Here is a 21446-nt window from a genome sequence, read left to right on the forward strand (position 1 = left end):
ACGAGGCGAAGTGGTGAAACGTTACGCTTTAACTAGATAAAGATCATATGCCGATAGAACCTGGATAACTGTTCTTTTCAGTCAGGGATACAAAGTTTTTTGGAGAGATTCCGTAATATTTCCGGAAACATTTGCTGAAATATCCGGAATCAGAAAATCCGCATAAAGAAGCTACATTTTGAATGGAAGGGCTGTCTTCCAGAAGAAACTGTCTGGCTTTTTTCATGCGGCAGACATTGATATAAGAGGTAAGTGTAACTCCGGATTCCTGACTGAATACAGCAGAGAGATGCTGGGGATTGACAAAAAAATGGGAAGCAATAGTTTCAAGACGAAGATCCGTCTGATTAAAATTCAGACAGATATATTCCTGAACCTGGGACACAAGAGCTGACTTCCGCGGATTTTTTTCATCAGCAAGGGAATCCAGAACTGCTTTGCAGGTAGACTGGAGCAGTTGTTTTAATTGCAGGGCACTCTGGCAGTTCTGGTAAGTATTCAGGGCGTTTTCCAGAAGAGGAAAAAGTGTTTCACGCTGACTGCACTCCGTGATAAAACCGTCAAGTACAGTAAGAAAAGCAGCAGTTACACTCCAGGTCTGCCGGATATGGATTTTTTTTGTGATGATATCGTTGAAATATTCATCAATATATTTACAGAGAGCCGGTGAATTTTGCTGGCGCAGAAAGATCAGGATATCATCATAAACCAGAGGCTTTAATGTAAAATCAGCGGAATGGGACTGGGGCGTGAAATAAAGAAATCCGGAAGAAGACGCAGTTCTGTTATGAAAAACAGAAAGAGCCTCTTCATAGGAATAACGGATTCCTTCCACGCCTTCATGAGGTGTTCCGCAGCAGAAAAAAGTGGAAATCTGTGCAATATTATCATATATCCCGGCAAGTCTGAGACAGGATTGTTCCAGATCGGCAAAAGAAAAATCAGAGCTTTTTTCCATGATGATATACTGTCTCATCTGAGAATAGTCAATGTAAATAAGCTCTTTGCACACAGGCTGTAAGATTTCTCTGCATATATTTTCCAGGATGGTGTGGAGCAGAGAAAAATCACCTTTTTCATCCCATATTTCCGGATTGGCACTGTGGATCTCCATAAGAATAGTAAGATAACCGGAAGTTTTATGAACCGGAATTTTTTTCAGATCATCCGGAGAAATGGTTGTTCCACTGATCACTTTCTGGAAGAAATTAAGCTGCATTTGTCGTGTATACAGATCGCGGAACTGAAAATAATTATTCACATAACTGTTTCTGGAATTTTCCTGATCGATCTCGTCACTTACTTTCTGGAGTGTCTCCATAAGCTCCCGGTGATCCAGTGGCTTCAGGAGGTATCCGCGGACCTGAAGAGAGATGGCTTTTTGGGCATAGTCAAAATCTTCGTATCCTGTGGAAAGGATGAACCTGGTATGACAGTCTGTTCCAAGAGCTGCAATCATATCCAGACCGCTCATAACCGGCATGGATATATCCACAAGGGCAATATCGGGTTTGACATTTTCAATAAGCTGGATTCCGGCCTGTCCGTTATTAGCTTCCCCTGCAATGTTGTAAATGTTTTGTTTTTCAAGAAAATTGATCAGAGATTTTCTGAAAAAAATTTCATCGTCAATAATTACGAGTGTTTTCAATTTATATTTCCCCCTCAATCAGATTTTTTGTCAGGTATTACTATGGTTACAGTGGTTCCCTTTTCAGGTGAACTTTCGATGGTGAGTCCGTAATTCTCACCGTAGAGAAGAGCAATCCTGTGGTTGATACTTGGAAGCCCGAAAGAATGTCGGGCAGTTTTGAAGTCTCTGATAGAACGGTTAAGTTCGGCAAGTTTTTCCGGCGGGATACCGGAACCATTATCAGAAACAGAAATACAGATGGTACCATTTCTGATAGAAACATTTAAGTGAATATGGCATATCTGGCTGGTAAGTCCGTGGACAAAAATATTTTCCACAACAGGCTGTATGGTCAGCTTGGGTATCTCTGCCCCATGATCCTCCCAGGACGGCTCATAGATGATCTCGTAATCAACAAAATCCATATACCGCAGATTCTGGATATAAAGATACTGTTCTGTAAGAAGCAGCTCCTGGCGCAGAGGAATGATAAACTGTCCCTTTGAAAGAGAGTTTCTGTAGAAAGATGACATGGCAGACACTGCTTTTACTGCGGTATCATTCATGTCAAGTTCTATGAGAGACTTGATGGTGTTTAAAGTATTATAAAGAAAATGGGGATTGATCTGGGACTGTAAAAGACGTATTTCCATTTTCTGTTTGGCATTTTGTTCCTCATAGATATCGTTAAGTAATGTCTGGATCTTCTGCATCATAAGGTTAAACTGGTTATAGAGAACTGCAAGTTCATCATTTGAAGAGTAACTGGCAGAAATATTCAGCTTTCCGGCAGACGCAGATTTCATTTTTTCTACAAGTCTCTGTATAGGTGCGGTGACAGTACCTGTACATAATATGGAAAAAAATACAGATAAAATGAACACTACAATGCTGATCAGAAGAATATTGTGCAGGATCACCATATGATCCAGAGGCAGGCTTTCCAGAGGAATCAGGTTGATAACATTCCAGTTCAGGTCAGGATAGGATTTGCAGATAAAAAGAGTGTTAGTGCCGTCTACGGAAAAAAACTGCCTGTCGGTTTCTGTCAGGGTTTTATAATTCTCTGAACTGATTTTTGTGTAGGATGAGAAGTCTTTATAAATACCTCTGGATGAAGACGAGGAAAGTATCTGTCCGTTTTCATCAGTAATATAGAAATCCCTGGAAGAGCTGTCCGGAAGATCGCGGAATGCAGAGGAAATATTTGTTTCCCTGATCAGAAGGACCAGGGCGCCCAGATATTTGGTGTTATCAATGTTTGTAATACTTTTTAAGGCTACAAAGGTTGGTTCTCCGCTTATCTGGAAGGGCCCGAGAAACTGAAAGGCCAGATTAGTCTGAAGGCTGTCAAGGATTTCAGAACCTAAAATGGAATCAAGCTGATCTGTTTCTGTGGTACTGCTGTGAAACCAGTGGTTTTCCGTATCCAGGATATCCCAGGCATAGATGTTTTTGTGAAGTCCGATGATACGCTGAGCCTGGTCTGTAAGTTCGGAATTTACCAGAAAATGTTCCAGTGTGTTTTCGGGAACTGTGGGATTTTCTTTTAAAACATCGGCGATATTGCTGTTGATGGAAAGAGTGATGGCATAGTTTGATATATGATCGATCTTTTCTCCAAGGTTGCTGGTGATCAGGGATAGCTGTTGCTGGCTGGAAAGTGCGGCACGCTTGATCAGTACTTTTTTGGATGCAGTATAAAAAAACACGGAAGTAAGCATAAGTATCAGAGAACTGAGCAGCAGATATGTAATAAAAAGCCTGCGTTTCAGACTGATTCCTAAAAATAATTGAAACGCCTTTTTTTTCAGATTTTCTATCATGGAATCCCCCTCCTGATTTTATTGGCTACATTATATAATAAGGGAAAAATTCTCACAAGTGTTGGGAAATTATTGGAGAAAATATTCCAGGTACAGCGAAGATTTTCCATGTATTTTTCCGGACGGATTTAATATAATGGTCTCATCGATAAGGAAAGCGGAACAAAATATTCAATCCGGATGAATAGAAATGTACCAAAAGGAGGACGAAAATGAAATTAAAAAAAGTGATGGCTGCTACACTTGCCACAATGATGTGTCTCTCTTCATTCAGCATGATGAATGTGTGGGCAGATAAAAAAGAGGATTCCGAACCACTTGTGATCAATTATATCAGTGCCAGAGGCGAAACAGATGCAGCGTTAAAAACATTGAAGAAGCTTGCAGAAGATTACAAAAAAGATCACCCGGATTTTGAATTCAATGTAGAGTCTATTGCAGACAGAGAAACATATCTTCAGAAGATCAAGATCCTTGCATCCAGCAATGAGTTGCCGGACTGGTTTGATGCAGATCCGGAGGCATTTTTTGAAGGCCTTTGCAAAAAAGATCTGATCTACAGTGTGGATGACCTTTATGATGAACTGGGTATCAAAGACAAGTTCTTTGATATTGCACTGAATTATCCGAAACTCAGCGACGGAAGCAATTACCTTATGACCTGGCAGGGAAATGTAGAGTATTTCTGGTATCACAAAGACATGTTTGAAAAAGCCGGAATTACTGAAACACCCCAGACACTGGAAGATCTCCTGGATGTGTGCAAGAAGCTGAAAGATGCGGGAATGACCCCGATATCCGCAGGAAATTACGACATGATCATGCGTTATCCGGCATTTAAGGCTTTCAGACTGGAAGGAAATGACTTCATTGACAATGCAAGAATGGGAAAAGAAAAATTTAATTCTGAGACAGGTATCGCAACAGCCCAGTATACACAGGATATAGCCCAGTATTTCAGTGAAGGATGGACAAGTTCAGATACTACCGCGCAGATGGATCTGTTTCTGAACAATGGTGCGGCAATGTTATACACCGGAACATGGGATACACCGGATCTTGTAGATGATGAGGGAAATCTTAAAGATGACATTTCCATGTTCAAGCTTCCTGTAGACAGCGAGGGAACCGCTACGGGAGAAAATGATTACTATGCGAATTGTGGAATCGGAACTGCCATTCTCAAGGATTCCATGAGTGATGAGATGAAAGATTTCATCAGTTATGTATGGGATAATTTTGCTGATACGGCAATGTATGAGTTCAATATGCTTCCATCCATGATGCCAAGTGACCCGGAGAAGCTGCCGGAGCTTACACAGCAGATTTTAAGCGATCTTGAGAACTGCGGCACTTTTGCCCAGTGCTGGGATGTTCGTCTGGATCCTTCTACAAACGAGGTTTACAGAAAAGAGCTGGCAAGCCTTGGAATGGGAGAATCAACACCTGAAGAGTTCTGTGAAAACATGGACAAAGCTGTAGAACAGTATGCATCTGATTATTTTGACACTGAAGAATAACTGATAGAATGCGCAGATGCGGAATTTTATCTGCATCTGCGTATGAAAGGGGAGAGGATATGAAGCCCAGAAATAAAATCCAGCCTTTACCATTTGTTCTTCCTGCACTGATCGTATATATTCTTACTGTTATCATCCCAATTCTGTGGTCAATGGGTTACAGCCTTTTTTCCTGGAATGGAATCGGTGATATGAAGTTTATCGGACTGGAAAATTATGTGAGGATGTTTCAGGATGAGACATTTCGTGAGGCTGTTGTAAATAATCTTAAATTTGTTGTACTGGGAAGTCTGTTCCAGTTATGTGCAGGACTGATCCTGGCGATTTTGCTTACACATATTTCCAAGGGTGGAAATATTCTGCGGGTTATTTATTTTATTCCATGTATCATTTCATCTATGGCGATCTGCCAGATTTTTTCCAAAATGCTTTCTGTCCAGCCCCAGGGTCTGGTTTGCTATGTGATGGAAAAACTGGGAATGGAACCTATCGCTTTGCTGGCAAATTCCCATACAGCGCTGATAACCATAACCCTGATCGATGGATATAAATACTGTGGTCTGTACATGATCATTTTTTATTCCGCATTTGTATCCATATCAAAGGATGTGATCGAGGCATCTACAATGGATGGCTGCAATGTTTTTCAACAGTATCGTTACATAAAGCTTCCACTGGTGAAAAATATATTCAGCATTGTCATTGTAATGCTTGTAAATGGTTGTCTGAAAACCTTTGATGTATTCTATATTCTTGACAATAAATCCAGATCAACAGAGATGGTGGCAACTTATATGTATAAAACCGCTTTTAATTCGGCTGACTTTGGCTATGGAAGTACATTGTCCGTTTTTCTGGTCATTGAATGTCTGGTAGCAGTAGGGATTATACAGAAATGCCTGGGATCGGCGAAAGGAGATGGGTCAGAATGATAAAATCAAGAAAAAATATACCTATTCGTGCTGTGTTCTATGTAGTGATCCTTATTTTTGTCATGATACAGGTCTACCCTATTTTCTGGGTTATCTGCTCCAGTCTGAAAACACCGGATGAAATGACATATACTGCACAGTATGCCCTGCCATCAGGATTTTATCTTGGAAACTATATCAGCGCACTGACGATCTCATCCATTCCAAGATATTTTCTTAACAGTACGGTTGTGGCAGTTCTCACACTTCTTGGCATCGTAGTCCTGGGATGCCCGGTTGCATTTGTGATCAGTAAGGTAAAGGTAAAATATGCCAATGCACTGATGGCATTTTTCCTGTTTGGAATGATGGTGCCTATTTTTTCCTGCCTTGTACCCATGTTCCAGATTTATAACAGGATCGGACTGAGAAATACATACTGGGCACTGGTGCTTCCGCAGATCGGGTTCGGACTTCCAATGTGTATCTATCTTTACACCGGATTTTTTAAATTTATGCCGGATTCTCTTCTGGAAGCGGCAGTTATTGACGGTGCCACAATGGGAACCACATTCCGCAAGATCGTGGTACCTATGGCTAAAAATACTACAATGACAGTTCTTACATACAATTTTGTTTTTGTATGGAATGAATTTACCTATGCCAATACGTTTATCTCATCTTCTGATATGAAAACTCTTCCAATTGGCCTGAATGACTTTGTGGGGCAGTTCGGAAGAGTGGACTGGGGAAGTACATTTGCGGCGATCGTAATATCGATCCTGCCTACACTGATCGTGTATTTTATTCTTAACAGGAACATAATCGAAGGTATGGCTGCAGGTGCGGTCAAGAGTTAGGAGGCTGAAATGGAAACAAGGATTGAATTGAAACAAGGATGGAAAATTTTGCAGGATGTTCATGATACAGGGGAAAAGATCGGGCTTTATGCTGCCAGGGAAGCAGATACTTCCGTAGGTTCCCAGGTGTCTGAATGGGAGGAACTGGAGGAACTGAAACATCTGCAGCTTATCTATGCCAGACAGCCATATTTCGGGCGTGAACTGAGATATTTCAATCAGGCACCCTGGTGGTACAAAACAGAGTTTGAAGTTCCGGATCAGAAAGTTACGGATGCTGTCCTTAAATTTACCAATGTGGATTATTATGGAAAAGTATGGCTTAACGGAGAATTTCTTGGAGAGCATGAAGGATATTCCGCTCCATTTTCCTTTAATGTAAAAGATAAGCTTGTTTTTGGAAAGAAAAATTATCTCATTGTAAAGGTAAGTTCTCCATGGGATGATGAGGTGGAGCTGGATGCACAGGATTCCAGAACCACCCTGGTAAAAAGAAATATGGTAAAAGGTACCTATGAACATTCTGATACATTTATCCAGAGAGATGTAAATCCTGTAGGAATCTACGGAAAAGTGGAGCTGATCCTGACAGAAGAAGGTGTTCTGGAAGATCAGACAGATCTGAAGTATGAACTGGATCCAGATGGAAAGAAAGCAGACGTATATGTGGAAACTGAAGCGCGAGGTCTGAAATCCGGGGAGACATATGATTTTAATGTAAAGATCCGGGAAAAAGAGTCCGGTCTTATAAAGGCAGAAAAAACTGTTCAGATAATGGCAGAGAAAGCAGAGACAGGCTTTAAATGTGAGCTTAAAGTGGAAGATGTCAGACTGTGGTCCACATGGGATCATGGTTATCCCTGGATGTATCAGGCAGAACTTACGTTAAGCAGGGGAAAAGACATACTGAGCAGCAGAACAACGAATTTTGCTTTCCGGGACATTCAGATTGAGCGTAATGAAAAAATAACAAGATTCTGGCTTAATAACAGGAAGCTGTATATAAGAGGAACCTCTTATTTTCCGGATTGTTATATTTCCGCAATGACAAGGGAACGGTACCTGAGAGATCTTCTTAATGTAAAGGCGGCAGGTTTTAACCTGGTACGAGTACATGTCCACACAGAGCAGGAAGTTTTTTATGATCTGTGTGACGAGCTGGGAATTGCAGTTCTTCAGGATTCGGAGTACAACTGGACGCATCCTTCAACAGATGAATGGGCGCAGAGATTTGCAGATGTTTACAGAGAAAATGTGAAACTTCTGAAGCATCATCCGTCTCTGATCTGCTGGATCATTATGAATGAACCGGGATGTGTTGATCCGGATGGAAATGTGAGAAGGAGATTTATGGAGGAAAATCCGGGACCTGCTCTGTATAGGGAGGTACAGAAGATGGATCCGGGCAGACCGATCATCAAGGGTTCTTTCTGCGAAGATGATCCGCTTAGCGGGGACAGCCACAATTATCTGGGTTCTTTAAGCGGTGGAGAATATGCAGATATTTATGAGCAGACAGAAAAGCTGAATACAGAGTACGGATTTGATGCACCGGGCAGCAGTGAAAATCTGAAAACTGTTCCGGCGGTATATTATCGTCTGGAAAAACTGGTGGATGATATCCCGAAGATCCAGGAATATCAGTATAAGCTTCTGAAATATTATACAGAGCATTACAGGATCCAGAAATATGAACCTTGCTCAGGATATGTACAGTTTATGTTTATCGACCTGTGTCCTCAGAGCTTCTACGGTTTATATGACTGGTGGGGAATTCCCAAAAAGGGTCTTCAGGCTATACTGGAAAGCAACGCACCAGTGGGTGTTTTTGCAAAGCACAAAGATCATCTGGACAGTCTGTATATTGTAAATGATACAGATGGAGCTCTGGGAGAGTGTGAACTTACATGGATCATTACAGAAACATTGAACGGAGAACTGGTGGAAAAGGGAAGTGTTAAAGCAGAAGTTCCGGCAGACAGCCGTGTCATGGTAAAAACCTTTGAGAAAGAATACGGAAAAGGCGAGAAGTGGAACCTTACACTAATTCTTTCTGATAATAGCGGTAAATGTATGGCAAAGAATACCTATCAGGATATCTGTACTTTGCTTTCAAGAGTTGATGGGCATCCGGACCGTATGAGCCATGAGTTTGGAATGAGACTCTACTGGGCCTGAGATATCCGTAGCTCACAGGCACTTTCATCCTTGACTTGTGTCAAAAATCACAACATGTTATACTTTGTGTATAAAGGAAGATTTTCGGCGTGGAAGGAGCGATATTATATGCGTTTACAGAAAGTACAGGATGCCCTGAACAAAAAAAATATCAAATTCGAATACACAGAGGAAGATGGTTGCGGAAGTCTGGATTTCATGTTCCGTGGACTGAAATTCCATGTATGGGAATACGAGGACAACGGTTGGGGTGCCGAGACCAATATTTATGCGGCTGGAAGAAGTGAGGACATTGACGGAGATTATGAAGAGAAGATTTCGGCAGAGATTCTTTCCTGGCCGGATATGATCAATAACTGAATATAATAATATTGAATAAAGTGGCTGCAACTGAACGAATACGCTCAGTTACAGCCACTTTTTATCGGAGAAAAGTTTTCTGAAGAACTATAGCTGTACGTTCCGGTATTCACTGGGAGACATCTGACAGTTCTTTTTAAAAACCTTGCTGAAGTAATTTCCATTGCTGAAACCAAGATGCCAGGCAATGTCGTCGAGAGTCATATCCGTAGACGGCAGAAGCCGTTTCGCCTCGGTGAGCTTCAAATGCATAGTATAGGAAAAAAGATTCTGACGTTTTTTTAAAACAATCTGGACAGATGCTCCTTACTTAGAAAAAAGATTCTGCAATATCGGCCAGGGAGATATTTTCCAGATAATGTGCATTGATATAATCAAAAACATCACTGATTACCCTACTGGTGAACGCAGAGCAGGGTTCAGTATGTAATCAATAACACCGGCCTGGATCGCAAGTCTTGTATATTTGAAATCGCTGAATCCGCTGATCACACTGATTTTGCTGTCGATGTGAAGTTCTTCCAACTTTTTTAAGAGCTGTATTCCGTCCATGACGGGCATTTTCATATCTGTGATAATAATGTCAGGATGCTCTTTGAGAATGATCTTCAGGCCATCTTCGGCATTATCTGCTTCCAGAAGATCACTGTTTGCTCGGATTTATCCCATGGTGTTTTGAACTTCCGGATAAGGGATATGAAGAAGCTTGGGAGCAGATTGTGAATCCGGAAGGTTTTGCCTCCCCCTGTGGCCCTACAACTGCGGAACAGAGACATCCACGGTACGCAGATTATGAATGTCTGTGGAACGGTCCATCCTAGCCATTTTCAACGACACAGACACAGACAGCAATGGCAAATCTTCTGAAAGATTATCCGCAGACTTATGTGACAAATATGGTCTATCCGTAAGGTTTTTGGTTGTTACTGAAAAAGATTTCATGGTTCAGGATTCCACATCAGTGACCCTGATCTCATCCCGGAATCCATCCGTATAATGCAGCTTATAATCCTCTGTGATAAAAACGGCCTGCACTCCTTTTTTCTCCGCAAATTTCAGTCCGTCCTCCAGACCAAGGGCGAAACAGGTGGTGCTTAAGGCATCGCCGTCCACAGACTGGTCGGAGATGATCGTCACAGAGATCAGGCCGTTATCATAAGGATAGCCGGTTTGGGGATTCAGGATATGATGATATAATTTTCCGTCCTGCTTAAAGCACCTCTCATAAATTCCGGAGGATACAACGGATTTTCCGGTGATATCCATAACGGCTTCGGTTTCGTTGCGATCTGCAAAGGGCTTCTGGATGCCTACTTTGAAGGGAGTGCCGTCGGGCTTTGAGCCGATGCAGAGGACGTTGCCGCCAAGGTTGATGATGGCACTTTTTACCCCTTTTTTTACCAGAAGATCTTTCAGGCGGTCTGCGATATAGCCCTTGGCAATGGCGCCTACATCGAACTGGATGTCATCAGAGGGAAGTGTGATATCCTGCCCGTCAATGGTGACGCCGTCGGAGCTGCACAGAGGGAGTGCTTTCTGAATAGCTGCATCATCCGGAACCTTCGGGTCTTTTGCTGTGAAATCCCAGAGAGAGGTCAAAGGCGCAATGGCGATGTCAAAGGCACCGTCGGACTCCCTGGTGATATCGAGTCCTTCGGAAAGCAGAGCGGCAAGGTCTTCAGATATATGCCAGGTGTCTGCTGTGCCGCTGACCGGATATGGAGTAGTCTGCCGGTCGGTATTGGGATCTTTATCCGATGTGTCTTTGCGGTGATTTAATTTATAAAGCTCGCTTTTCTCATTTGTCCGGCTGAAGACCAGCTCATATTTATCGCACAGTGCCAGACAGTCATCCAGGAGAGCTTTATCCTGAGAATCATAAATTGTGATCTGTACAGCTGTATTTAATTTGATACTGCTGATACTGATAGGCTCATTTCCGGTGGTGGATGTATCTGCATCCGTGATATTTCCGCAGCCTGTGAAAAGGAGCATTGGACAGACAAGGACTGTGCACAATATTAAATAGAAGAAACGAGAATGCGAGCGGCTTCTTTTGGAATGAAAAAAATAAGTTGACATAATATTCTCCTGTTTTCTGATTGATTGGCTTAACTGAAGAGCATTTATTTGATGCAAATCTATGTAGTACATGTGGATGGGGTCATTCACTTGACCGGATCAAGTAGCGATGCGGATTGCGGATATCCGCTTGACCGACATCGGACAGATTTATGAAATCTCATTATACCATGTATTTCTGAAACCAGAAAGGTATATGCCTGTCGCAAAATCATTGTATTTTGCAATAATATAAGATATAATTTCTCCGAAAAAAGAACATATTTGCTATGGATGATATGGATCCGAATGATTGACCGGAATTTTTACAGATAAAAGGAGAAATTTTTCATGATAAAAGTAATTGCAAGTGATATGGACGGTACACTTCTTGGTGATGACCACAGGATCGCACCGGAAACCCTTGCGGCGATCAGGCGTGCCTGCGATGCGGGAATCCGCTTTATGGTTGCCACCGGCCGGAATTTCCCCGGTGCCATGGAGGAACTGAAGGGAACAGAGCTGACCTGTGATTATGTGGTGAGCAGCGGTGCTGAAGTACGGAATCCGCAGCAGGAGGTTGTAAAGAGTACACCGATCTCTATTGAGCTGTGTGAGGAGGTCTACAATACGGCAAAAAAATACCCGGTATCTGTAGCATTTTTTACGGATCGCTATGATTACCGTATTGGAACAAAGAAAGAAATTGAAGACGGGATCATTCAGCAGATCCGTCTTTTCAATATGGACATAGATACCAGCGAGGAGATTGTACGGAAATCCCCGCAGTACCGCAGGATCGCCGGAAACACGAAAGGGATTTCCGATATCCGTTCCCTGGAGAGCAGCGGTGCGCCGGTATATAAGATCTTCATTTTTGCGGCAGATGTGGAGCAGCTGGAGAAACTCAGCGATGAGCTGAAAGAAAATCCAGCCGTTGCAGTGGCTTCTTCCTTTATATATAATCAGGAGATTACAGCAGTAGAGGCGCAGAAAGGCCCGGTGCTGAAAGAATATATCGAGTCTCTGGGTTATACCATGGATGAGGTGATGGTCCTTGGTGACAGTCTTAATGATTATTCCATGATTTCCATGGATTTCGGCGCAACTGTTGCAATGGAAAACGCAGTTCCGGAGATTAAAAGAGCAGCAAAATACATCACAAAGAACAACAATGAATTTGGTGTGGCCTATGCTATTGATCAGGTTCTGGAACGCCAGGGAAAATAGTTTTTCCCCCTTTTGAAAAAGTGTCGTTTATATTATAATGTAGAAAGATGAATACAGAAAAGCGAAAGGTTTGCGTTCCGGTGTATGAAGCAGAGTGGAATGAGAAGTTTCGCTTTACAAAAACACAGACAAAGAGAGGAAATCACGATGGAAAAAATGGAAAATGTTTATATTATGGATCACCCGCTGATCAAACACAAAATTTCAATGCTCCGTGACAAAAGTACAGGAACAAACGAGTTCCGTAAGCTGGTGGAGGAGATCGGAATCCTGATGGGATATGAGGCACTTCGTGATCTTCCTACAGAGGAAGTGGAAATCGAGACACCGATAGAAACCTGTAAGACACCGATGATCTCAGGTAAGAAGCTGGCAGTGATCCCGGTCCTCCGCGCAGGACTTGGAATGGTAAACAGCATTCTCACACTGGTACCGTCTGCAAAGGTCGGACATGTGGGACTTTACCGTGATCCGGTAACACATGAGCCCCATGAGTATTACTGTAAGCTTCCTGAATCTATTGACGAGCGTATTTCAGTGATCGTTGATCCGATGCTTGCAACCGGCGGTTCTGCCGAAGCTGCCATTGATTTTGTCAAGAAACAGGGCGGAAAGAATATCAAGTTTATGTGCATCATCGCAGCTCCTGAAGGACTGAAACGACTTCACGAGGCACATCCGGATGTACAGATCTACTGTGGTTCCCTTGACAGAGAGCTCAATGAGAACGCTTACATCTGCCCGGGACTTGGAGATGCCGGAGACCGTATTTTTGGTACTAAATAATTTTGAAAAAATCTTAAAAAATACTTGACACACCCGGCACTGTTATGGTATTGTACCTAAGAACGCTGCCGAAGACAGTAGGTGCCGTAAGGCATAAGGATCAAAACGCCTACCGAGGTCCAAGTATTCTGAGTTAAGATTACACAAGGCCTTATTGCGAAGCAGTAAGGTCTTTTTTTAAACAGATTGACTTATTGCGACGGCGGTATACAAAATCTATAAGGAGGTGTACCATTTTATGGCAAAAGTAGAACTGAAACAACCAATCGTAGAAGAGATTTCTAACTGCATTAAAGACGCACAGTCTGTTGTACTTGTAAACTACAGCGGTCTTACAGTTGAGCAGGATACAATTCTTCGTAAAGAGTTAAGAGAAGCTGGTGTTCAGTACAAGGTATACAAAAATACCATGATGCGTCGTGCATTCGAGGGTACAGCATTTGAGAGCCTCAGTGATCATTTACATGGCACAAATGCGATCGCTATCTCCGAGACAGACGCAACTGCTCCGGCAAGAATCCTTGCTAAATATGCAAAACAGTTCCCGGCACTGGAGCTGATCGCAGGTGTAGTTGAAGGTAACTACAATGATCAGGCCGGAATTCAGGCACTGTCCACAATTCCTTCAAGAGAGGAACTTCTTGGAAAACTGCTTGGAAGCATGCAGTCTCCGATCGCAAACTTCGCTCGTGTGCTTAATCAGATCGCAGAGCAGAACGGTGGAGCTGACGCAGCAGCTGCTGAGTAATCCCAGCAACGTGCAATTGGCGGCATAACGACCGCATGATTATTAATTAAAATTTATAAATGGAGGGAAATTAAAATGGCAAAATTAACAACAGAAGAATTTATTGCAGCAATCAAAGAATTATCTGTATTAGAGTTAAATGACCTTGTAAAAGCTTGTGAGGAAGAGTTCGGCGTTTCCGCAGCAGCAGGTGTTGTTGTAGCAGCAGCAGGTGCAGCAGGCGAGGCAGCTGAGGAGAAAGATGAGTTTGACGTAGAGCTTACAGAGGTTGGCGCTAACAAAGTTAAAGTTATCAAAGTTGTTCGTGAGGTTACAGGTCTTGGACTTAAAGAGGCTAAAGCTATCGTTGATGGTGCTCCGAAGGTTGTTAAAGAGGGCGCATCCAAAGCTGAGGCTGAGGACATCAAAACTAAACTTGAGGCTGAGGGAGCTAAGGTTACACTTAAATAATCCGATCAGATCAGAAGTTTTAAAGGCTGTTGTGACTGCCGGTTTACCGGCGGCACAGCAGCCTTTTTTAGTGAAAAAATCCAGGGTAAATCTTGATTTTTGAAGAAAAAGAAAGGATAATAAAGGAGACAGGAAAGGGTGGATGGAATATGAAACGAAAAATAATGGCCTGTATCCTTGCTGCTGCGTTGGGAATCACAGGAGTTTCTTTTCCGACGGCAGCCAGGACAGTGTCTGTCGGAAAAAATGTAAAAAATATAACTGTAAACGTGAAAAATCCTCTGGATGAACTTCGGGCTCAGGAAGCTGCAATGCAGCAGCAGGAGGAGCTTGAAGAAGAGGAAAATATGCCGGGACAGGATCTGGATCCGCTTGTGCTGGATAACGATGGCAGTGTGGTTCCTGCATCACAGGCATCCTGGACAAAAATAGAGTCAGGTGCTGTAGAAGCAGTGGATGTATCAGAGGCACCGGGGATGAGGAAATATCGGAAAATTCAACTGAAGACACATTTTCAGATGGAAGCACAGATGGAGATTTTGACACAAATAAGAATATTTCTGACAATGCAGCAGCGGAAGCTGGCAGTGAGGATATTCAGACAACAGATGGCAGTATCAGCGGAGAATTGCCGGCAGATTTTTCCGAAGGAACGGAGAACGGCGATAACGGTTCCGAAGAACTTCAGCTTCAGCAGGAAAACGGTAATGTAGAAAACGTCGCAGAGCCGGATAATAATAAAGCTGATGAAGGCGCAGGTCAGGCACCGGCTGATTTTACAGATGATGCCAATGCTGCTGGGGATTTTTCCGCAGGAGATGCTTCAGATGGAGAACTTGGAACTTATCAGACTGTGACTCTGGAAGTTGAGGAAGGACAGGATATCACAGCGCCCTTGAATACACTGTTTCTTGAACTGAAAGATCAGGCCACAGATGAAAATCCCTGCAAGATCATAATTCCACCGGGAAATTATGAACTGACAGGTACACTTTGCATGTACAGTAATATGTACTTATATGCAAGAGACGCTAATATTACAAAAACGTCTACCACCAAACATCTGATCCTCCGTCTTGGAAATACCAAAGATTCAGAAGGCGGATATGATGGATATCGCAACATTGTGATCGATGGAGGAACCTGGGACTACAATTATCAGTGTGTGGAAAATAAGGATGCACCAGGCGGATTTGTGGGATTTTGCATTGGACATGCTACGAATGTTACGATTAAAAATGCTACATTTCTTAATAATCTGAAATCTCATTTTCTGGAATTTGGCGGAGTGAAAAATGCCAAGATCACAGGCTGTACATTCAGTGGCTATTATAAGAATTATGTGGAAGGCGGACAGGAATGTATTCAGATCGACTGCTGTACAGATGAGAGCAATGTTTTTCCGCAGTACAGACCTTATGATGGAACGACCTGTGAAGATTTTGTGATCGATGGAAATGTGTTCGAAGATGTCTTTACAGGGCTGGGAACGCACAGTATGATGTCCGGAAAAACATATAAAAGGATCACAGTTACGAATAATACTTTCCATAATGTAAAAAAACGCTGTATAAGGTTTATGAATTATGAAGATTCTACAGCAGAAAATAATACCATGGTAAATGTGGGAAATGGAGTGGACATTTCTTCTGTGAGCAGCAATACACACCAGACGCCAGGCTATGATGATGGGCCGAACATGCTGAAAAACAGGAATCTTCGTGTGGCAGGAAACTACATCAGTCTTGCCAGAACTACCAGCATTGGTGGAATTGCATGGATCTGCAGTGGTATAAAAGTTTCAGGCTATAATATGAAAAAAGATGGAGCTGTGCTCCCTAAAAAGATATATCCGGTGAAAGGTGTGACTGTAGAAGATAATCAGATCAGCGGATATGGAAACGGAATCAGCATGTCTCTTACTGACACAGATACCGTAACAGATAATCAGGTAACAATGAAAAAAACTTCTTCATATTCCAATTTTGGGATTTATGCCCAGGATTCCAGAGGAAGCGTTATCAGCAGGAATACAGTGTCCGGAACTGCAAATACGGGAATTTATCTCTCCGGTTCTGTCTATGCAGCAGGATCAGAACAGAGAAATCTTGTAGAGCAGAATACTGTTTCCGGAGCAGGCGGAGATGGAATTTATCTGCAATCTGTAAATACTTCATCCACTGCACAGAAGAATACTGTTAAATCAGCGGCCGGCTCGGGAATACGTGTAAATGCAGGAAAGAACAATAATGTTCTTGGTAATACCTGTTTATCCAACAAAAATCATGGCGTGAAAATTGAGTATGTGGTCGGCGGAGTCAGGGTAAAAAGCAATCGTGTGACATCAAATGCAAAAAGTGGTATTTTGCTCTGGAAATCAAAAGTATCCGAAGTATCAGGAAACCGTGCGGAGAAAAATACGGGGAATGGTGTTTATGCATATGCATCTGTAATACCGGTCATGAAAAAGAATACATTTTGCGAAAACGGAAAGGTTCAGGCGATATATGTAAAAAGCTGCAAAGGATGGACCGGCATCAACCGTCCTTCATGCAGAACTGTTACATCAAGAAGTACAGCTATAAGCGGAACTGCATCAGGCAGCCAGACAGTTATTGCATATGTGCAGCGTTCCGGAAAACAGACAAAGCTGGGGGTATCATCCGTAAACAAAAAGAAACAGTACGTTATTAAAATAAAGAAGCAAAAAAAGAATACTGCTCTGAAACTTGTCTCAAAAGATAAATACGGAAATACAGTAACAGTAAATACTGTTGTGAAGTAAGTATGTGTGATAAAAAAAGATTCTGTTCCGGATATCCATACATCGTATGTATAGAAGGAACAGAATCTTTTTTTTGAAAAATGTAAAAAAATCAAAAAAAGTGCTTGACACACTTTTTTTCTTATGTTAAAGTGGAGGATGCTATATTATGGCTAGATATGCCTGCCTAAAGGTCAGGCGGGATCATGTTGTAATAAATAATAAAAAAACAGGGGTGAAACGTCAATGGAAAAAAACAGAATTCGTTCTGTAAAAACTGGAAAAAGCATGCGTATGAGCTACCAGAGACAAAAAGAAGTCCTGGAAATGCCAAACCTGATCGAAGTTCAGAAAGATTCCTACCAGTGGTTTCTTGACGAAGGTTTAAAAGAAGTATTTGATGATATTTCTCCGATCGCAGATTACGGCGGAAAGCTCAGTCTGGAATTCATCGATTTCACATACGATGAAAAAGATGCAAAATATTCCATCGAGCAGTGTAAAGAACGTGACGTGACTTATGCCGCACCTTTGAAGGTTCGAGTAAGGCTGATCAATAAGGAAACAGAAGAGATCAACGAACACGAGATTTTCATGGGAGATTTACCGCTGATGACAGCTACGGGTACCTTTGTTATCAATGGTGCTGAGCGTGTTATTGTCAGCCAGTTAGTACGTTCCCCTGGAATCTACTACGCGATCGCTCATGATAAGCTTGGTAAGAGACTGTTTTCCAGTACTGTAATTCCGAACAGAGGTGCATGGCTGGAGTACGAGACAGATTCAAATGATGTATTTTATGTACGTGTAGACAGAACAAGAAAGGTTCCGATCACTGTTCTGATCCGTGCACTGGGCATTGGAACCAATGCTGAGATCATCGATCTGTTTGGTGAAGAGCCAAAGATCCTTGCCAGCTTTACAAAGGATACCTCCACAAACTATCAGGAAGGTCTCCTTGAGCTGTATAAGAAGATCCGTCCGGGCGAGCCGCTTGCAGTAGAGAGCGCAGAGAGCCTGATCATGGCAATGTTCTTCGATCCGAGAAGATATGACCTTGCCAAAGTCGGACGTTATAAATTTAATAAGAAGCTTCATTTCAATAAACGTATCGTAGGCCACAAGCTTTCTCAGGATGTTGTAGATACAACAACAGGTGAGATCCTTGCTGAGGCTGAGACACTTGTTACAAAAGAGCTTGCTGATACATTACAGAATTCCGCAGTTCCGTACGTATGGATCCAGGGTGAGGAGAGAGAAATCAAAGTCCTTTCCAGCCTTATGGTTGATATCCGTCACTATCTGCCGGAGCTTGAGGATCCGAAGTCCCTGGGTGTTACAGAATTAGTATACTACCCAGTGCTCGAAAAAATTCTGGAAGAAAATGACACATTTGAGGACAGATGTGATGCGATCAAACGTGATATCCACGACCTGATCCCGAAACACATCACCAAGGAAGATATCCTTGCGTCCATTAACTACAATATGCATCTGGAGTATGGCCTTGGTAACGATGATGATATCGACCACCTGGGCAACCGTCGTATCCGTGCTGTCGGTGAGCTGCTTCAGAATCAGTACCGCATCGGTCTTTCCAGACTTGAGCGTGTGGTACGTGAGAGAATGACAACACAGGACACAGAGAGCATTTCTCCGCAGTCCCTGATCAATATCAAACCGGTAACTGCAGCAGTAAAAGAGTTCTTCGGATCATCCCAGCTGTCACAGTTCATGGATCAGAACAACCCGCTTGGAGAGCTGACTCACAAGAGAAGACTTTCCGCACTGGGACCTGGCGGTCTGTCACGAGACAGAGCCGGATTCGAGGTTCGAGACGTACATTATTCCCACTATGGAAGAATGTGCCCGATCGAGACTCCTGAGGGACCGAACATCGGTCTTATCAACTCCCTTGCATCCTATGCAAGGATCAATCAGTACGGCTTCGTAGAGGCTCCGTATAGAAAGATCGACAAAACAGATCCTTCCAACCCGCGTGTAACCGATGAGGTTGTATACATGACAGCGGATGAGGAAGATAATTATCATGTAGCACAGGCGAATGAGCCACTGGATGAAGAGGGACACTTCCTTCATAAGAACGTTTCCGGTCGTTACCGCGAGGAGACACAGGAGTACGAGCAGCACATGTTCGATTACATGGATGTATCTCCGCGAATGGTATTCTCCGTTGCTACAGCCCTGATCCCGTTCCTGCAGAACGATGATGCGAACCGTGCGCTGATGGGATCCAACATGCAGCGTCAGGCCGTTCCGCTTCTTACAACAGAGGCTCCGGTTGTTGGTACAGGTATGGAGACCAAGACAGCTGTTGACTCCGGTGTATGCGTTGTTGCAAGAAAAGCAGGTACAGTACTTCGTTCCACATCTACAGATATCTCTATCAAGAATGATGACGGAACAAAAGATGATTATCATCTGACTAAATTTATGCGAAGCAACCAGAGCAACTGCTACAACCAGAGACCGATCGTGTTCCAGGGTGAGCATGTTGAGGCAGGACAGGTTATCGCGGATGGCCCGTCTACATCCAATGGTGAGCTTGCACTTGGTAAGAACCCGCTGATCGGATTTATGACCTGGGAGGGTTATAACTACGAGGATGCTGTTCTTCTTAGTGAGAAACTGGTACAGAATGATGTTTATACATCTGTCCATATTGAGGAATATGAGGCAGAATCCCGTGATACCAAGCTGGGACCGGAAGAGATCACACGTGACGTTCCGGGTGTCGGCGATGACGCTCTGAAGGATCTGGATGAGCGCGGTATCATCCGTATCGGTGCTGAGGTACGTGCCGGTGATATCCTTGTCGGTAAGGTTACTCCTAAGGGAGAAACTGAGCTTACTGCTGAGGAGCGTCTCCTTCGTGCTATCTTCGGTGAGAAGGCAAGAGAGGTACGTGATACTTCCCTTAAGGTACCGCACGGTGAGTATGGTATTATCGTAGATGCCAAGGTATTTACAAGAGAGAACGGCGATGAGCTGAGTCCTGGAGTAAATCAGGCAGTACGTATTTATATTGCACAGAAGAGAAAGATCTCCGTTGGTGATAAGATGGCTGGTCGTCATGGTAACAAGGGTGTCGTTTCCCGTGTACTTCCGGTTGAGGATATGCCATTCCTTCCAAACGGACGTCCTCTTGATATCGTGCTGAATCCTCTGGGTGTACCTTCCCGAATGAACATCGGACAGGTCCTGGAGATCCACTTGAGCCTTGCTGCCAAAGCACTTGGCTTCAATATTGCAACACCTGTATTCGATGGCGCAAACGAGGTTGATATCCAGGATACTCTGGAGCTTGCCAACGATTACGTTAATACGGAAGACTTTGAGGAATTCCGTGAGAAATATAAAGACATCCTTGCACCGGATGTTATGCAGTATCTCGATGAGAATAAAGCTCACAGAGCACTCTGGAAGGGCGTTCCGATCTCCAGAGACGGTAAGGTAAGACTTCGTGACGGACGTACAGGCGAGTACTTCGACAGCCCTGTAACTATCGGTCACATGCACTACCTGAAGCTGCATCATCTGGTAGATGATAAGATCCATGCACGTTCCACAGGTCCATACTCCCTGGTAACACAGCAGCCTCTGGGTGGTAAAGCTCAGTTCGGTGGACAGCGTTTCGGAGAGATGGAGGTTTGGGCACTGGAGGCATATGGTGCTTCCTACACACTGCAGGAGATCCTGACAGTGAAGTCTGATGATGTGATCGGACGTGTTAAGACCTATGAAGCGATCATCAAAGGTGACAACATTCCTGAGCCAGGTATTCCTGAGTCCTTTAAGGTACTTCTTAAAGAGCTTCAGTCTCTTGGTCTGGATGTACGTGTGCTCAGCGAGGACGGATCAGAGGTACACATTATGGAAACCTCTGATTACGGAGATACTGATCTTCGTCATGTCATCGAGGGCGATTCCAGAGGACGCAGAGATGAGGAGTCCTTCGGTAAACACGGCTATACCAAGCAGGAGTTCAGCGGAGAAGAGCTTGTCAATGTAGAAGAAGATGAGGACATGGAAGACGAAGATGATATGATCGAGTTTGAAGAGTCCTTTGATGATGAGGAATAAGAAAGGGGAAAGAAT

Annotated in this window: 18 protein-coding genes and 1 other annotated feature; of the genes, 13 read left to right on the plus strand and 5 right to left on the minus strand. The window is 43.2% G+C overall.

The window, feature by feature from the left end:
• Positions 1-43: 43 nt before the first annotated feature.
• Positions 44-1651, minus strand: a complete 1608-nt coding sequence (locus EYS05_RS08180; protein ID WP_158293324.1) for a response regulator — start codon at positions 1649-1651, stop codon at positions 44-46.
• Positions 1652-1665: 14 nt separating this feature from the next.
• Positions 1666-3459, minus strand: a complete 1794-nt coding sequence (locus tag EYS05_RS08185; RefSeq protein WP_138276968.1) for a sensor histidine kinase — start codon at positions 3457-3459, stop codon at positions 1666-1668.
• Between the two features lie 212 nt (positions 3460-3671).
• On the opposite strand from EYS05_RS08185, the gene EYS05_RS08190 reads away from it, so the two are divergent.
• The 5 genes from EYS05_RS08190 (at position 3672) to EYS05_RS08210 (ending at position 9288) form a co-directional block, all read left to right on the plus strand.
• Positions 3672-4979 carry an ABC transporter substrate-binding protein gene (locus EYS05_RS08190; RefSeq protein WP_138276969.1) on the plus strand — a complete coding sequence of 436 codons (1308 nt, stop codon included), beginning with the start codon at positions 3672-3674 and terminating at the stop codon, positions 4977-4979.
• A 59-nt stretch (positions 4980-5038) separates the two neighbouring features.
• The gene (locus EYS05_RS08195) at positions 5039-5911 is read left to right on the plus strand and encodes a carbohydrate ABC transporter permease (protein WP_138276970.1); all 873 of its coding nucleotides are present in this window, start codon (positions 5039-5041) and stop codon (positions 5909-5911) included.
• Positions 5908-6750, plus strand: coding sequence for a carbohydrate ABC transporter permease (locus EYS05_RS08200; RefSeq protein WP_021976595.1), 843 nt, complete (start codon positions 5908-5910; stop codon positions 6748-6750). Before EYS05_RS08195 ends, EYS05_RS08200 begins: the two co-directional genes overlap by 4 nt.
• Before the next feature lie 9 nt (positions 6751-6759).
• Positions 6760-8928 carry a glycoside hydrolase family 2 protein gene (locus tag EYS05_RS08205; RefSeq protein WP_110103599.1) on the plus strand — a complete coding sequence of 723 codons (2169 nt, stop codon included), beginning with the start codon at positions 6760-6762 and terminating at the stop codon, positions 8926-8928.
• Positions 8929-9036: 108 nt separating this feature from the next.
• On the plus strand, positions 9037-9288 hold the full coding sequence (locus EYS05_RS08210) for a hypothetical protein (RefSeq protein ID WP_044961921.1): 252 nt from the start codon (positions 9037-9039) through the stop codon (positions 9286-9288).
• Between the two features lie 87 nt (positions 9289-9375).
• On the opposite strand, the gene EYS05_RS18055 is transcribed toward EYS05_RS08210, so the two are convergent.
• Together EYS05_RS18055 and EYS05_RS08220 are read right to left on the minus strand one after the other, a co-directional pair.
• Entirely contained in the window at positions 9376-9540 is a 165-nt protein-coding gene (locus tag EYS05_RS18055; RefSeq protein WP_138276971.1) for a helix-turn-helix transcriptional regulator, read from the minus strand.
• A 138-nt stretch (positions 9541-9678) separates the two neighbouring features.
• Entirely contained in the window at positions 9679-9948 is a 270-nt protein-coding gene (locus EYS05_RS08220; protein ID WP_138276972.1) for a response regulator, read from the minus strand.
• Between EYS05_RS08220 and EYS05_RS18185 the strand changes: the two genes are divergently transcribed.
• Positions 9939-10109, plus strand: a complete 171-nt coding sequence (locus tag EYS05_RS18185; RefSeq protein WP_442858068.1) for an MGH1-like glycoside hydrolase domain-containing protein — start codon at positions 9939-9941, stop codon at positions 10107-10109. The two genes, EYS05_RS08220 and EYS05_RS18185, sit on opposite strands and share 10 nt — an antisense overlap.
• 124 nt (positions 10110-10233) lie before the next feature.
• Here the strand turns inward: EYS05_RS18185 and EYS05_RS08225 are convergent, their stop codons facing one another.
• Complete coding sequence (locus EYS05_RS08225; protein WP_138276973.1) at positions 10234-11370, minus strand: FAD:protein FMN transferase; 1137 nt, start codon at positions 11368-11370, stop codon at positions 10234-10236.
• A 330-nt stretch (positions 11371-11700) separates the two neighbouring features.
• On the opposite strand from EYS05_RS08225, the gene EYS05_RS08230 reads away from it, so the two are divergent.
• From EYS05_RS08230 to rpoB, 7 genes are all read left to right on the plus strand, one after another.
• The gene (locus EYS05_RS08230; protein WP_138276974.1) at positions 11701-12579 is read left to right on the plus strand and encodes a Cof-type HAD-IIB family hydrolase; all 879 of its coding nucleotides are present in this window, start codon (positions 11701-11703) and stop codon (positions 12577-12579) included.
• A gap of 156 nt (positions 12580-12735) precedes the next feature.
• The gene (gene upp / locus EYS05_RS08235) at positions 12736-13365 is read left to right on the plus strand and encodes a uracil phosphoribosyltransferase (protein ID WP_118623620.1); all 630 of its coding nucleotides are present in this window, start codon (positions 12736-12738) and stop codon (positions 13363-13365) included.
• Positions 13366-13415: 50 nt separating this feature from the next.
• Positions 13416-13552: a sequence feature (ribosomal protein L10 leader region), on the plus strand.
• Between the two features lie 51 nt (positions 13553-13603).
• Positions 13604-14113, plus strand: a complete 510-nt coding sequence (gene rplJ / locus EYS05_RS08240) for a 50S ribosomal protein L10 (RefSeq protein WP_138276975.1) — start codon at positions 13604-13606, stop codon at positions 14111-14113.
• A 75-nt stretch (positions 14114-14188) separates the two neighbouring features.
• Positions 14189-14563: a 50S ribosomal protein L7/L12 gene (rplL, locus tag EYS05_RS08245; RefSeq protein WP_015526302.1), complete on the plus strand. Its 375-nt coding sequence runs from the start codon at positions 14189-14191 to the stop codon at positions 14561-14563.
• A gap of 149 nt (positions 14564-14712) precedes the next feature.
• A complete protein-coding gene (locus tag EYS05_RS08250) occupies positions 14713-15276 on the plus strand; it encodes a hypothetical protein (RefSeq protein ID WP_138276976.1) in 564 nt (187 codons plus the stop codon).
• On the plus strand, positions 15192-17348 hold the full coding sequence (locus tag EYS05_RS08255; protein WP_138276977.1) for a right-handed parallel beta-helix repeat-containing protein: 2157 nt from the start codon (positions 15192-15194) through the stop codon (positions 17346-17348). Before EYS05_RS08250 ends, EYS05_RS08255 begins: the two co-directional genes overlap by 85 nt.
• 225 nt (positions 17349-17573) lie before the next feature.
• On the plus strand, positions 17574-21431 hold the full coding sequence (gene rpoB, locus EYS05_RS08260) for a DNA-directed RNA polymerase subunit beta (RefSeq protein ID WP_138276978.1): 3858 nt from the start codon (positions 17574-17576) through the stop codon (positions 21429-21431).
• Positions 21432-21446 lie beyond the last annotated feature (15 nt).

Origin of the sequence: Blautia sp. SC05B48, from assembly GCF_005848555.1 — a bacterium.
Lineage (GTDB): Bacteria > Bacillota > Clostridia > Lachnospirales > Lachnospiraceae > Blautia_A.

Bases quoted from the DNA above. Each gene is read 5' to 3' on its own strand.
- EYS05_RS08185 (WP_138276968.1), bottom strand. From the start codon at position 3,459: ATGATAGAAAATCTGAAAAAAAAGGCGTTTCAATTATTTTTAGGAATC.
- EYS05_RS08190 (WP_138276969.1), top strand. From the start codon at position 3,672: ATGAAATTAAAAAAAGTGATGGCTGCTACACTTGCCACAATGATGTGT.
- EYS05_RS08195 (WP_138276970.1), top strand. From the start codon at position 5,039: ATGAAGCCCAGAAATAAAATCCAGCCTTTACCATTTGTTCTTCCTGCA.
- EYS05_RS08200 (WP_021976595.1), top strand. From the start codon at position 5,908: ATGATAAAATCAAGAAAAAATATACCTATTCGTGCTGTGTTCTATGTA.
- EYS05_RS08205 (WP_110103599.1), top strand. From the start codon at position 6,760: ATGGAAACAAGGATTGAATTGAAACAAGGATGGAAAATTTTGCAGGAT.
- EYS05_RS08210 (WP_044961921.1), top strand. From the start codon at position 9,037: ATGCGTTTACAGAAAGTACAGGATGCCCTGAACAAAAAAAATATCAAA.
- EYS05_RS18055 (WP_138276971.1), bottom strand. From the start codon at position 9,540: ATGCATTTGAAGCTCACCGAGGCGAAACGGCTTCTGCCGTCTACGGAT.
- EYS05_RS08225 (WP_138276973.1), bottom strand. From the start codon at position 11,370: ATGTCAACTTATTTTTTTCATTCCAAAAGAAGCCGCTCGCATTCTCGT.
- EYS05_RS08230 (WP_138276974.1), top strand. From the start codon at position 11,701: ATGATAAAAGTAATTGCAAGTGATATGGACGGTACACTTCTTGGTGAT.
- upp (WP_118623620.1), top strand. From the start codon at position 12,736: ATGGAAAATGTTTATATTATGGATCACCCGCTGATCAAACACAAAATT.
- rplJ (WP_138276975.1), top strand. From the start codon at position 13,604: ATGGCAAAAGTAGAACTGAAACAACCAATCGTAGAAGAGATTTCTAAC.
- rplL (WP_015526302.1), top strand. From the start codon at position 14,189: ATGGCAAAATTAACAACAGAAGAATTTATTGCAGCAATCAAAGAATTA.
- EYS05_RS08250 (WP_138276976.1), top strand. From the start codon at position 14,713: ATGAAACGAAAAATAATGGCCTGTATCCTTGCTGCTGCGTTGGGAATC.
- rpoB (WP_138276978.1), top strand. From the start codon at position 17,574: ATGGAAAAAAACAGAATTCGTTCTGTAAAAACTGGAAAAAGCATGCGT.